This window comes from Comamonas sp. CMM03 (genome assembly GCF_019218715.1).
Taxonomy (GTDB): Bacteria; Pseudomonadota; Gammaproteobacteria; order Burkholderiales; family Burkholderiaceae_C; genus Comamonas; species Comamonas terrigena.
The window spans coordinates 1-14,108 of record NZ_JAHUXB010000004.1 but is presented as its reverse complement, the minus strand read 5'-3'; the positions used below and the strand labels follow the sequence as shown (position 1 = coordinate 14,108).

6 protein-coding genes and 1 pseudogene are annotated in these 14,108 nt (G+C 60.9%); 1 reads left to right on the top strand and 6 read right to left on the bottom strand.

Annotated elements, in window-relative coordinates; all coding sequences use genetic code 11:
* The first annotated feature begins 96 nt into the window (after window positions 1-96).
* Window positions 97-636 carry a VUT family protein gene (locus KW830_RS13985; RefSeq protein ID WP_218333508.1) on the top strand — a complete coding sequence of 180 codons (540 nt, stop codon included), beginning with the start codon at window positions 97-99 and terminating at the stop codon, window positions 634-636.
* Between the two features lie 97 nt (window positions 637-733).
* On the opposite strand, the gene KW830_RS13980 is transcribed toward KW830_RS13985, so the two are convergent.
* The 6 genes and pseudogenes from KW830_RS13980 to KW830_RS13960 all read right to left on the bottom strand — a co-directional run bounded on the left by KW830_RS13980 (window position 734) and on the right by KW830_RS13960 (window position 14,089).
* Complete coding sequence (locus KW830_RS13980) at window positions 734-1,753, bottom strand: tetratricopeptide repeat protein (RefSeq protein ID WP_218333507.1); 1,020 nt, start codon at window positions 1,751-1,753, stop codon at window positions 734-736.
* Between the two features lie 278 nt (window positions 1,754-2,031).
* Window positions 2,032-5,589, bottom strand: a complete 3,558-nt coding sequence (locus tag KW830_RS13975) for a calcium-binding protein (protein WP_255578399.1) — start codon at window positions 5,587-5,589, stop codon at window positions 2,032-2,034.
* A gap of 1,338 nt (window positions 5,590-6,927) precedes the next feature.
* Window positions 6,928-7,341, bottom strand: a pseudogene (locus KW830_RS21555) (retention module-containing protein); the annotation flags it as partial.
* Window positions 7,342-7,855: 514 nt separating this feature from the next.
* A complete protein-coding gene (locus KW830_RS13970; protein WP_218333505.1) occupies window positions 7,856-9,820 on the bottom strand; it encodes a LapD/MoxY N-terminal periplasmic domain-containing protein in 1,965 nt (654 codons plus the stop codon).
* A 124-nt stretch (window positions 9,821-9,944) separates the two neighbouring features.
* Window positions 9,945-10,658, bottom strand: coding sequence for a transglutaminase-like cysteine peptidase (locus KW830_RS13965; protein ID WP_218333504.1), 714 nt, complete (start codon window positions 10,656-10,658; stop codon window positions 9,945-9,947).
* Between the two features lie 305 nt (window positions 10,659-10,963).
* Entirely contained in the window at window positions 10,964-14,089 is a 3,126-nt protein-coding gene (locus KW830_RS13960; protein WP_218333503.1) for a type I secretion C-terminal target domain-containing protein, read from the bottom strand.
* Window positions 14,090-14,108 lie beyond the last annotated feature (19 nt).

Here is a 14,108-nt window from a genome sequence, read left to right as displayed (position 1 = left end):
CCACGGAGCAGGGAGGCCCTTTCTCGCGGCCTCTGAATAGGGGCCGCACCGGTTGCGCTGGCCGGTGACTGCGCGCAGTACCATGGATTTCTGCCTATGAACACCCACCTCACCGTTGCTTCCCGCACCCCGCTGCTGATCGCCATCGCGGCCATGGTGGTGGTCGTGCTGTCCTCCAACATCCTGGTGCAGTACGCCATCAACGACTGGCTGACCTGGGGCGCCATCACCTACCCGTTTGCCTTTCTGGTCAGCGAACTGGTCAACCGCGGCTTTGGCCCGGTGCAGGCACGGCGCGTGGCCTGGGTGGGTTTTGCCGTGGCCGTGGCCGCCTCCCTGGTCCTGGCACCGCCGCGCATTGCGATGGCCTCGGGCCTGGCGTTCGCCTGCTCGCAGTTGCTGGACATCACCGTGTTTGACCGCCTGCGCCACAGCCGCTGGTGGCGCGCGCCGCTGATTGCCACCGTGCTGGCCGCCTGCCTGGATACCGCCATTTTCTGGAGCGTGGGCTTTGCCGGGGAAGAACTGCCCTGGGTCACCTGGGCACTGGGCGATCTGGGCGTGAAGCTGGTGCTGGGGGTGTGCCTGCTGCTGCCTTTCCGCTTACTGATGGGCAAAGTGGTGGCAACGCGCTAAGCCTGCAGGGATTCACACATTCAGCACGGAATGCAGCGACAGGAAAGTTAGCTGCATCCATTGGAAATGCCAGACATCCTGCGTCCGGAATTCCCGCTTATTTCAGATAGAAATCCTTGAAGAAATTCTGCTGATTCTCGGGGATTTGCTTGATGCCGCCGCCCACATGCCGGCCAGGGGGCAAGCGAAACGCTTTCGGAAAATCCTTGCCATCCGGGAACGCGTAGTAGCTGTCATGAACCAGCACATCCTGCTTGATGAGCGGCCAGACCACTTCCATCAAAAATACCTGATCGAAAAGTGGATTGTTCCCATATTTCCCACTCTCCAGCAATATCTCCTGGATATTGGGGAGCACCCCGGCCACCCCTCCCCACATGCCTGCCAATATCAGCTCCACATGGTAGGGATGGTCGCGCATGATATGGAACTTCTTGTCCGAATACAGCCATTCCTGCACCGCAACGACTTCCTGCACATTGACCCGTGAATCGGTGTCCCGGCACAGAAAATACTCCACGCCCGGATCATCCATCACCAAAAACCGCCACATGGAGCGGAATTTCTTCAGGCGTTCATCCTCGATCATCACCACCTGGGCATCCAGCTTTCTCAAGGCGTCCAGCGCCTGGGGCGGCACCGATGCATCGCAATAGAATCTGGCGGTCCAGCCGTCATACATATGCGGTATCAGTTGTGCATTGATCAATGCACCCGTGACGTAGACCGGATCATCCCCCCACAAGGAAAAAGCGATGATATTGCTTTTCTTTTTTTTATAGTCGAACAGCGGATGCCTGCTTTTGACCGATAAATCAGCATAGGCAGAGCTCTTGAATTTATCTACTGCAATACGGTCTTTCAGCGCCAGGCACAAATAGCCCTGCTTCACCGCCTCGTCTTCTTTCCCAGCCAGCCACAGCGTGGACACCAGCACATTCCGATAATAAAAATTATCTTCCTGGATGCGCACCGCTTCCAGAATGGCATCCGCAGCTTCCGGGTAGCGCTTCATGTCTTTCAGGCACAAGCCAAGGCCATACCAGGCCTTGTGATTCAAAGCATCTTGGGCGACCGCTTCTCTATATTCTGCTTCGGACAACCGGTTCTGACTCATTCCGAATCATTCATAAAAATTCTTGACCGCGTGGCTGCCATCTGGTGATGACCTCAACCCCAGGCGATTTTCACCGATACGGGTTCTGCGACCAAGCGCCACGGCTTCATGCCTTGCCCACCCGCTCCTGCAGGCAGAAAGGGCAAGGCCATCAAGGCAGATGGCACGCAGCCTCAGAGGCTGCCAACAAAAAGAGCTGCCCGTGCCCGTAGGCGCAAGCAGCTCTGGTGGTCACAGCGCCCGTGCACCTTGCAGCACACAGGCGCCGGCCCGTGGCTTTACAGATCCACGTGCAGCTTGCCCTGGCTGATCAGGTCCTGCACCAGTTTGGCCTGGTCGGTGGTGTCGTAGTTCTGACCTTCCAGCACGATCTTCTGGTTGGCGCCTTCGCTGCCCAGATGGCCCGTGGTCGAGATGTTCAGCACCGTGGTCGACTTGCCGTTCACCGTTTCGGTGGAGGCGCCCAGGTAATCGCTGAGGTTGGACTTGTTCTCGCCCTGCAGCAGATCGCTCAGGTCCAGCACATCCTTGCCGTTGCCGAAGTCCTGGACGGTATCCACCGCTGGCGCTTTGGCCGTGCCTTCGTCGCCCTTCAGCCATACAAAGGTATCGTCGCCATCACCGCCCAGCAGCGTATCGTTGCCCTTGCTGCCATACAGGTGGTCGTCGCCCTTGCCGCCCTCCAGCCTGTCGTTACCGGCACCGCCAAACAGCAGGTCATCGTCGTCGGAACCCAGCAGTGTGTCCGCTGCGTCGGCACCGGCCAACACGCTGGAGGCGTCATGGCCATCGGCCGTGGCCGATGCATCGTGTGCATCCGCAGACTGCGCATGCGCCGTCAGCGTGAAGTCGGCATCCTTGGCCCCCGTGATGGTCAGCTGCGCATGCACAGACTGGCCGTTGTCCGCCAGCACGCCGTCAATATGGACCTTGCCATCGACCACCGCGACTTCCACGCCGTTGTAGACCACCTTGGCCCCGGCAGGAATGCCTTCCAGGGTCAGATGCTGCGACAGCACTTCACCGCTGCCATCCACATCCGCCAAGGTGGCGGTGATGGTCACGATGTACTCGGCTGCATCGGCGGTGGCGGGCACCGTGGTCAGCTTGCTCACATCCGTGTGGCCCGGGGTGTTCACCACCAGCTGGCCGCCAGCGAAGACACCTTCCACCTTGTTCATGCCCTGGCCCACTTGCTTGCCAGTGCTGGTGGAGATGTTCAGGCTTTCCAGCACATTGACCTGGGTGCTGGCATTATTGGCCGTCGGCGTATTGATCTTGGCGCCCGAAGCGGCGTCCCCAATCAGGATCGCGTAGTCCGGCGCCGTAGAGCCCTTGGCTCCGGTGTTGCCCGTGAAGTTGTTGAACGCACGCCAGGAGCCGTACTCGCCATCCGAGACATTGCCATTGCCCGACCAGGTACCGCTGCTGCTGTGCAGCAGGAACAGGTCGGTCTTGTTGGCAGCGGCCGAGTTGGTGTTGGCCTGGCCATTGGTGTCGTAGCCAATGCGGATCAGGTTTTCGCCGTACTGGGCCTCGCTGAACGCACCGTTCTTGTAAACGAGGATGTCGTTCTTGCCATCGCCGTTGGAGTCAAAGTCGTTGATCGGATTCTTGCCCGTGCCATCGACCCCTCTGGTGGAATACGTACCCCACACCCGCACGTTGAAGCCCACGGCCACCACGTTGCCGGCAGCATCCAAGTTGAAGCCATTGCCACTGGGGTCCTTGGCACCGCCGTTGACGGCCGTCGTGCCTTCCAGCGGATCCTTGGCAACATTGTGCGCAGTGATCTCCAGCTGCACCTCGGGCGCATTGACCACCGGGTCCGGGTCGCCGGGCACCTCAGGTACTTCCGGAACCACCACGGCAGGGACTGCCACGGTCAGGTCATCCGACGCGTTGTCACTGCCGTACTTGCCCGAGGCCGACACATCCGCCGTCAGGTCCAGCGCAGGGCTGCCATGCGGCACGTCCAGCGTGATCTTCACATCGGCCAGGCTCACGCCGTTCGGGTTGTGCAAGGTCAGCACGCCATCGTGCAAGGAGTAGTCCGTGCCTTCAACCAGGGTCTTGCCGTTGTGTTCGATCGACACCACCTTGGCATCGCCCAGGCCGCGCACCTCCACATCGGACATTGCATCGCCCGCATCGCCTTGCGTCAGCAGGGCATCCAGGTCCAGCGTCACCTGATCGGTCAGGTGCTGCTCAAACCCAGGCATCCCGCCATCAATGGTCTGGCCGTCGCCAAAGACAATGCCGGCAAAACGATCCAGGGTCAGCGACAAGGTGTCTGGCGATGACTTGTCCTTGATCGTGCCCTTCCAGCTTCCGCCTTGATAGACCAGGCCCGACAGGTCGTACTGGTCCAGCGGCTTGGGCAGCACCAGAATGTCCACCGGCTTCTGGTTGGCCTGGTCCCAGGTGCCCACCACATTGGTCGTCCCCTTCACCGTGGTGTGGTTGTAGCCCACCTGGTTGATGACCACCGCATGGGACTGGGTGCCTACACCCATGTCGTAGGTCACGGCAGTCACCGTTGTCTTGCCCATGCCGTCCACGACCACGCCACCGTCACCCACGGTGATGGAGGAGTCGCCCTTGGTATAAGTGACTTCCGTGTGGCGCGCCTCTTCTGCCAGCGAGATGCTCACATCCGGAGGATCCCCTGCGGGATTGGTCGGCTCGGTTGGCTTGTGCCCGTTCGACACATTGAATCCGCCATCGAACGGATCTCCATCCCCATCCGTGCCCTTCACGTTGACATCGAAGTCCACGTTGACATCCTTGGGCATGGACTGCCACTCCGCACCTTCCACCGTGAACTTGGGTGCATCTTTGCCGTTGGTAGGACCGGAGACCTCCAAGACCACGTCCTTGATGCCGCCGGTGATGCCCAGGGCTTCGGCCGAAATCACCCAGGAGTTGCCCGTCAACGCTACCTCATAGGCCGTGCCATTGACCCAGATGGTGGTGTACTTGCCGGGGTCGCCGCCATTGTTGCGGTCGATGGTGATGGTGAACTCGCTCACCGCATCCTTGAATGCGAAGTCCAGCTTTTCACCCGATTGCACATGGTTGTTGGCCACACCGATGCCCTGGCCGCTGACATTGACAGAGGCGGACCCGTTCTTGTCGGACGCCGTGATCGTCAGCCCCGAGCCTTCCGGCTGGAAACCATTCTTGTAATTGCCAGGCTTCAAATCACCTTGGTCCAACCCGCCTGGTTCGGTTTGCGACAGCTGCGCCAGTTGCTTGACGGTATACGAACCGTCCTGTGCCAGCGTGATCTGGAAGATTTCCTTGCCCGCCGCGTCGAAGACAGACGCACTCCCGCCATCGCTGGAGGACTTGTAGGTCCAGCCGCTGGGCAGGTTGGCGATGTCGGCAATCTTCAGCGTGAACCCGTCGCTGTCTGCGCCCTTGGAGAAAGTCATCTCCCCGGAGAATTCGCCGACCGCATTGCCGGTCTGAATATCTTCGCTGCCGAAGAATTCGGGCACATCGTCCTCAACCGTCACAGCGATATTGCTGGACTCAGACGCGCCAGTGGTGCTGGTCACCGAGACATCCAACTCCAGATCCAGCGCGGTGTCTTCCCCCTTGGACGGATCGTGCGACACCGCATCGGTAAGGCGGTATTCGTACTCCACCTCGTAGCCAGTGGCTGTCTTGGTGAAAGCGGTAATGGTCAACTCGCCACCGGGCGCTGAAACCTTGGTGCCTGCAACGATATCGCCCACATTGATCTGCGTGCCTGCAATCGTGATCGACGCAATGCCTTTGTTCGAGGTAATGCTGAACGATCCCGAGGCGACAGCGTTGCCCGCTGCCAAGTCAGCCTCCGCCACCGTGACCTTTCCGCCAGTGATGGCGAGGACTTCCGGTTTTTCGGTGGGCGCCTCGGTCGGGGCTTCCGTTGGAGCCTCAGTCGGAGCTTCCGTAGGCGCCTCTGTTGGAGCCTCAGTCGGAGCTTCTGTTGGGGCCTCAGTTGGAGCTTCCGTCGGGGCTTCCGTCGGGGCTTCGGTTGGGGCTTCGGTTGGGGCCTCAGTCGGTGCTTCGGTCGGAGCCTCGGTAGGCGCTTCCGTAGGCGCCTCCGTTGGGGCCTCAGTTGGAGCTTCCGTCGGAGCTTCCGTGGGCGCCTCAGTAGGTGCTTCGGTGGGAGCCTCGGTTGGGGCTTCGGTAGGTGCTTCCGTTGGAGCCTCTGTAGGGGCCTCGGTTGGGGCTTCAGTCGGTGCCTCAGTCGGAGCTTCCGTAGGTGCCTCAGTCGGGGCTTCGGTTGGAGCTTCGGTTGGTGCTTCTGTCGGAGCCTCAGTCGGCGCTTCCGTAGGTGCTTCTGTCGGAGCCTCAGTAGGCGCCTCCGTCGGGGCTTCGGTTGGAGCCTCGGTCGGTGCTTCCGTTGGAGCCTCGGTCGGTGCTTCCGTCGGGGCTTCGGTAGGCGCCTCTGTTGGCACTTCAGTCGGAGCTTCCGTAGGCGCCTCTGTCGGTGCTTCCGTCGGCGCTTCCGTTGGAGCCTCGGTTGGGGCTTCTGTAGGTGCTTCCGTGGGAGCCTCAGTCGGGGCTTCTGTAGGAGCCTCGGTCGGGGCTTCTGTAGGAGCCTCCGTCGGGGCTTCCGTCGGGGCTTCGGTAGGTGCCTCCGTGGGCGCCTCTGTTGGCACTTCAGTCGGAGCTTCCGTAGGCGCCTCTGTCGGTGCTTCCGTCGGTGCTTCTGTCGGAGCCTCAGTCGGCGCTTCCGTTGGAGCCTCGGTTGGGGCTTCTGTAGGTGCTTCCGTGGGAGCCTCAGTCGGGGCTTCTGTAGGAGCCTCGGTCGGGGCTTCCGTCGGGGCTTCTGTAGGAGCCTCGGTCGGGGCTTCCGTCGGGGCTTCGGTAGGTGCCTCCGTGGGCGCCTCTGTTGGCACTTCAGTCGGAGCTTCCGTAGGAGCTTCGGTCGGGGCCTCGGTAGGCGCTTCCGTGGGTGCCTCGGTTGGAGCTTCGGTAGGCGCCTCAGTCGGTGCTTCCGTCGGAGCCTCGGTAGGGGCTTCAGTCGGCGCTTCCGTGGGGACCTCAGTCGGGGCTTCGGTAGGCGCCTCAGTCGGAGCCTCCGTAGGCGCCTCGGTCGCTGCAACCGCAGCCACGGCGGTTCCGCCACCAATGCGGTCAAACTGCACTGCAGGGGCACCACGTGGGTAGACCAAGGCCAGCGGCGATGTCACTTCCACCACATCGGCCAGACGGATAAAGGTGCTGCCGGTACCACCACCGCCGCTCAGCGTGGCCGCGGTGGGATCGAGTTCAGCCAAAGGATCCTGGCCGTCATTGATGGCGGCAATCAGGTTGTCCAGCAACGGGTCTGCAACCGCAGGCACGGCGGCTTCCGCGGCGGTCACGTCTTCAAATACTTCGGGCGCCAGGGCCACATCCTGGTTTTCGCCCAGCGTCAGAGGGGGCTGGCCGTCTGCCTGCAACTGCACGGTGCTGCCGGAAGCAGTCACCACCTGTGCATCGGCGGGGATGCGCATGCCTTCACGCAGGGGGGTCAGATTTCCATCCGCATCGCGGACCCACGCTTGCCCGGTGAGTTGGGCAACCAGAACAGTTGTCGTAGCCAAGTGCAGCCTCTTTCAGTAAGCAGTGCCCAGATGTCGATGCGGGGGGCCATCGCTCCAGGCTGTTTGTGCATACATCGTAAGAGATTGCCTACAAGGCGACCATTGGCCGCCACGCCAGTTCCCGCCCTCTTTTCACCAAGAGGCCACTTATATGTATCTCGAGCGCAACGAAAAAGACGCCTCCCCTTGAGCGACCTCAACAACCCATCCGCAACGCCGCTGATGCGCTGGCACACCGCGCGACGGGCACTGGTTGTGATGTGCCGCCAGCTATTGCCAACCGCTGCCAACCATTGCCACGCGGGGTCAACAAGCCGCCCCCTTCAGAGCAGATAGCCATTGCACGCGGACAAGACGGGCTTTGCGCCGCCCCCGAATTTCCATAAAAAATAGCCGCTCATGAAGGCACAGCCTACACAAGCAGCTATTCTTTTTAAGCACCCACCGCATCTTCCGCACGGGACGGCAGGTGCGGCACAGGGCCTCTGCAGCGGATCTATGAGATCGATGAGATCTATGCCACCGGCACATGCACCCCCTGCGCCTGCAGCGCCTGGGCGGTCTCCGCATCCACGCTGCCCGCCAGATAGACCTCTACCTGCAGCGCCTGGGCCGTGGCCACCATGGCCTGCAGCAGATGCTGGCTGCCGGGGCTGGTGGCGGCCTGCTGGGCAAAGTCGCTGCCCAGCTTGACATAGGCCAGCGGCAGCAAATGCAGGCGTGCCAGGGCCATGGGCTCGTGTTCCAAACGGCGCAGGCCTACGTGCACACCCAGCGCTGCAGCAGCGCTGGCCAGGGCTTCCACCTCTTCCGCATAGGCCACCAGACCGTGGGCATCCAGCTCCACCCACAGGCGCTGGCGCACATCCGCTGCCTGCTCCCACAGCGCACGCAGCTGCGGCAGGAAGCTGTCATCCGACAAGGAAGGCAGCGATACCTTCACCACCAGTTGGGCGCCTGCATGCTGCTGCAGCCACTGCAGTCCCAGCTGCATGGCACGTACGTCGAATGTGGCCGACATGCCCAGGCGCACGGCCACGGGCAGGAACAGCGCGCCCTGCAGCAATGCGCCATCGGCTTCCTGCAGCGTGAGCGAGGCTTCGTGGCGCTGCACGGCGGCGCTGGCAGCGGCATAGTTCTGTGCAGCCACCTGCAGGCTCAAGCGCTCTTCGGCCAGAGCCTGCACCAGCGTCTGCTGCCACTGGCGTTCGCTCACGGTGTTGCGCGGTGCGGCGTCGGTCAGGTATTCCACCTCTTCCTGGCCCACGCTCTCGCTGCGACGCAGCCCCTGGTCCAGGCGGGACAGCAGTTCGCTCACGGTCACGCCGCTGTCGTAGTCGGTCAGCGCATAGGCCCAGCGGCACCATTGGCCCGGGCCAATCGGTTGGCGCAGCGCCTGCAGGTCATGCTTGATCTGCTGCACCACATGCATGGCAGCAGGCCCTTCCATGCCCGGCATCAGCACAATGAAGTCCGACCCGTTGAGGCGCGCCAGCAGCGTGCCGGCAGGCCCCTCAGCGGCCAAACGCAGGCCCACGCGCTCGGCCATGGCGGCCAGCCACGCGTCTGCGGGGGCGCGGGTCATATAGGTGTTGAGCGCCTGCAGATCGCGCTGGCGGAACAGCAGCACATGGCCGCCCACGGGCAGCGCCTGACCGTCTGCCCCCACATCGCCTTGCAGCACACGGCGCAGTTCGTTCATGAAGTACTTGCGGTTGGGCAGCATCGTGACCTGGTCGCGGTTGAGCTCCACTTCCAGCGATTCGATGCGCTGCGTCTGCTCCTGCGCCGTGGCGCGCACACGCTCGCGGGTGTCGCTGATGGCGTGCACCACGTCGGTCAGCTCTGCCACCTTGCTGCGCAGCGGCGCCACCGCGCCTGGCGCGGTAGCGCCCGATGCCGTCGCCCCGATAGCCATCACCTGGGCAGAGATTTCCTCGCGCAGCACGCGGCTGAACCAGCTCAGCAAGCCCACCACCGACAGCGCCCACAGACCGCCGGCCACCAGCACCAACAACCCCATGCGGATGCTGCTGCTCCACAAGGCATCGCGCGCAAAAGTGTTGTCCACTGTGACCGACAGATTGCCCACCTGCTTCCAGCCGTCGCTGATGGCGCGCTGTGCCACCGGCACGCGCAGCGGCAGCAGGCGCGCAAACCAGGGCGGGGCCACCCCGTTGCCCGGGGTGTCCGGGTGGCTGCGCTCAAACAGCGTCTGGCCTTCGGTGCCCGTCAGGCTGATGGCGCGGAACTGCCCGCTGTCGAACAAGGCCATCATCAGCAGCTCGCGCGTGACCTCGTCCTGGTTGGCCGGCTGCGACAGCGACAGGGCGAGCGCGGACACCGCGTTCTCGCTTTGCGACTGCAACTGCCCGTCCAGGTACTGGCGCGCGGCATGGATGCTCAGCGCCAAGGTGCCCGACAAAATGATCAAGATGGCCACGCTCACCGTGAGCAACAGACGTTTCAACAATGACATGCAAACCTCACCTTCATCCCTCTATCCTTGTTCTCTGCGGCCATGACCGCCAGCCCCACTGACTCCACGGACCCCACCTGACTCGCCTACTCCACCAATCTCGCCGATCCCGTGCATGACGGACTCATGGCGCAATGCCTTCCTGCTGCATGCGCCCCATCAAGCCTTTCCAGCGACTGATGCGCTCCACCGAAGCGGGCTGCGCCCCGGTGACATAAATGCCCTGGGCGTTGAAGCTGAACACAGGCGTCAGATCCTTGCGCTGGCTGGCAGGCAGAATGGTGCCCAGCAGGTTGTCCAGCACCAGGGGCTCGGACTGCGGTGTTTCGTAATAGCCCAGCACCATGTGGGCAATGCTTTGCGTGCTGCCCATGCCGCCCACCCGGGCACGCACATAGATGAAACGCAGCTTTTCCACCGGCACGCCCAGGCGCACCAGTGAAAAGTACTTGCCAATCACATAGTCCTCACAATCGCCCGCGCGCTTGCCCAGGCTTTCCAGCGGGGTGGCCCAGTATTCGGCCTCACCCCAGATCTGCTGGTCTTCGCCACCCACAACGCTCTGATTCCAGAAATCGTTCACCGCCTGTAACTGGCCCTGCACGCTGCGCCCAGCCGACCTTTCCAACATGGCCAGCCAGGCATCCAGCCGCTGCACCCCGCCCTCGCCAAAGCGGGACTGAATGCTCTGGCGCATCTGCTGTACATGAAACTCCAGCGCCTGCACATCCGGTGCGCGCCAAGCGCCCACCGACAGCACCGCCGCCACCGCCACCGTGCGCAATGCCCACAGCGCCGCACGGCGCACTGGCAAAAGACGGGGCACACACAGGGGCATGAAAAAAAATCCAGGCAGATTCCCGGGCGGGAGCAATCAGACAAACAAACAGCCACAGCCTGCCACGCAGCAGGCCCATGGCTGCAGTGCACCGCAAAAAACTGAAGTGTGCAAATGCTTCACCGCTCACCTCCAGGGCGCATGCCGGTGCCCGCACATTATCCCAGTGCCTCCGTCAACCACCAGCCCGCCTGTGCCAACAAAAAAAAGAGCGCATGCAGCCATGCCCATGCGCGCTCTTGTTCTGCATTCAGCACCTGGCAGCGCCAGAGAAGGACGATGTCCTTCTCTGGCATCCGTCGTCGTCAGTGGTTGCCCCCCACCTGCAGCTTCCCTTGGTCGATCAGGCTCTTGATCAGCGCATTCTGGTCTGCCGCCGTATCTGCAGCATTCCATTGCACACCTTCTAGCGTGATCTTCTGGTCGAAGCCGACACCGGACTCTGTCAATCCGCCAGTGCTCGATACTTTCAGCACCGTATCCTTGCCATCGCTCTCAATGTGCAGGAACTTGCTCAGATCCGTTGCATTGTCTTCGCCCTGGAGCAAATCGCTCAGATCCAGCTTGTCCTTGCCATGACCAAAGTCCAGCACCACATCCTTGGCGGGCGCGGCGACCGATCCCTGGTCCCCAGCATTCCACTTGAAGGTGTCGTTGCCTGCACCACCCAGCAAGATGTCGTCGCCTGGCGAACCAAGCAAGGTGTCATCACCGCCAGTGCCCTTGTGCGTGTCGACCACGGCATCCGCCCCGGTCAGCAACAGTCCGCTGCTCTTGAGTGCGCTTGTCAAGCCCGCGGTATTCGTACCCATGAGTGATGTCAGGCTCGCCAGGGTGTAGTTGTCAAACACAATGGTCTGCACCACATCCCCACCCACGGAACCCACCAGCAAGGCGGCTTTCCCGCCCACGTCGGCAAAGGTAAGCAGATTGCCCGGCACATCGCTCAAATCAATGACATCGCCGGTGTAGGTCGTCAACGAACCCACCTGGGTTGTCGCGATATCGCCTGAGGTATCACTGCTCGTAGATGTTGCGCTGATGCTCAGTGCTTGATCTGCCGACGTGATGGTGAAAGTATTGCTCGTGGTGTTGTAGCTAGCCTCGATGCCAGCCAGTGCATTGAGCTGGGTCACCAAAGCATTCGCAGCAGCATCAAACCGGCCATCATTTCCGTTACCGCCCAAGTTTCCTGAGGCCGTATAAGTCACGCCATTGACCTTGATCTGAATAACTTCACTAGCACTGTTGCTAAAACTACTGATCGAATTCTCAAAATCGACGGTGTACTTCCATGGCGTCCCCGTCACTTTGGTCACCTCAAAATCCATCACACGGTCCACACCACCATCCAGATCGGCCAGCGACCATTGGAACGTGTCGGCTCCTACACCTCCGATCAGCAGATCATCGCCTGTCCCGCCCACCAGCAGGTCTTTGCCCGTTCCGCCGTAGAGCTTGTCGTTTCCGCTTCCGCCATACAGTTTGTCGTCACCAGCTTGACCAAAAATGGTGTCATTGCCTGCGCCGCCGTACAAGGTGTCATTACCGCCCACCGTACCCTCTTGTGCATAGGTCGGGTTTGCCGAGGTGAGGTTGGCGTAAATGTCATTCAGACGGTCTGCTTCCGTGGCGTTCGGATGCGCAGCCAGGTATGCCGCCCAGCCTTTGTCTGCCGCAGTGGAGTAGATGCTGTCACCCAGAATGACATCATTGCCGGCACCACCATGGATGGTGTCGCTGCCCACGGCATTGATACCGCCGCTGGAACCCAGCAACTGGCCGATTACCGTCGACAACTGCGCACCATTCGACACGCTGGTGGCCCCATTTCCGTTCACCCCTTCGAGTTGCGACAGGAAATTAACCGTGCTGCTGTTGACATCAATGCCCACTGCTTCGATGGAGAAGCCCTTGTCTGTGATCAGCTTCACTTCGCTGACATTGTCATCATTGGCCGTTCCAGCAGGATTAAATGTCCCCAACACATGCTGCATGGCCAGCGTTTCACCATTACTTGTGTTGATGTAATTGATGCCATTTCCATTATTGTCAAGCGCATAGGTTGGATCACCATCAGTGATAAACACCAGCTTATTAACGCTGGCATTACCCAACGGCGGTGCATCAGTTCCCGTCCCCGATGTTGATTTGATCCAGTCATACGCCGTATTCAACCCGGCTTCGTAATTGGTGTACTCGTATGCACCGCCTTTATATGCAGGCACATTATTCACCGCAGCAATTGCATCATCCAACGCTTTCTGGCTATCAACGCCGTTACTTGTGAGCAGGAAGGAGCCCAGATCTTTGGAACTGGTTCCGAACGTCACCAGATGCACCATCACATCTTTGGCCCCTGAAGCTGCCAGGTCCTTCAGCGCTTGAACCACGGCAGCCTTCATGGTGGCGAGTCGGGTACTACCATCCATCGACATGCTGCTGGAAGCATCAAGCACCAACACGATATTGGCCGTTGCCCCCGGAACCAGCGTGTCGCCGCCCATATCTCCGATCACCACATCGTTGGCATCGCCTCCTTGCAGATTACCGTTGCCATTGGGATCGACAATCAGCTTCGGAGCATCGTTGTTCTGACCATTGATGGTGATGATGATGGTCGCCGTTGACGTGGAGCCATCCTTGTCCGTCACCTGGTAAGTGAAGGTGTCGGTCAGGGTATCCCCTGCGGCCATCTGCTTGACGTCAGGATTGCTGTTGTTCAACTGGTAGCTATAGCCACCATTGGGATTCAACGTGATCGTGCCGTACTGGCCCTGGCCACTGCTGATCAATGTGGTGCTGTGTTCGGCCTTGGTGCCATCACCCAGGGTGTCGTTATCCAGCACATTCCCTGTCGCGGGCTGTGTCGCTCCTTCATTGATCTCGCCGGTATCTTTGACCGCCAGAGGATCCTTGGGCACCACAGGCGTGTCAATGATCGCCGTATCCAGCGTGTTCAATGCCTCGTAATCTCCACCTTCATGGTCTATCACGCTGTATACAGCGCTTGAACCGCCTACATTGGTGTTGGCAAAGCTCACGGTACCACTTGTGGCGTTTGCCTCGATCGTGATTTCTTGCCCATTGTTCAGCTTCAAAATCAGCTGTGTTTTAGGAGCATGATCGACGGTTGCAGTAATGGAGATCAACCCGCCAACTAGTACAGTCGAATCGCTCAGTGTCACCGTCGTGGTGTTGATGCTGTCGCCGATCACCACTGGGGTGCTGTCGTTGACCACGTCCAGGTCTTCAAAATTGCCACCGCTGCCCTCGGCCGCAAAGCCGTCGACAGTCAGGCTCACGTCGTCTTCTGCGAAGAAGTCCGAATCGGGGTAGCCATCCAGTGCCACCGTGCCCGGTTGCAGTTCGGCGCCCCAGCCCACGGTGACGGTGCCTGTGGCAGCGCCCGCTGCGACAGTGATGGTCACTTCCTGGCCGTTGCTCAGT

Excerpts from the sequence above, each read along its gene's own strand:
- KW830_RS13985 (WP_218333508.1), top strand. The coding sequence starts at position 97 with ATGAACACCCACCTCACCGTTGCTTCCCGCACCCCGCTGCTGATCGCC.
- KW830_RS13980 (WP_218333507.1), bottom strand. The coding sequence starts at position 1,753 with ATGAGTCAGAACCGGTTGTCCGAAGCAGAATATAGAGAAGCGGTCGCC.
- KW830_RS13970 (WP_218333505.1), bottom strand. The coding sequence starts at position 9,820 with ATGTCATTGTTGAAACGTCTGTTGCTCACGGTGAGCGTGGCCATCTTG.
- KW830_RS13965 (WP_218333504.1), bottom strand. The coding sequence starts at position 10,658 with ATGCCCCTGTGTGTGCCCCGTCTTTTGCCAGTGCGCCGTGCGGCGCTG.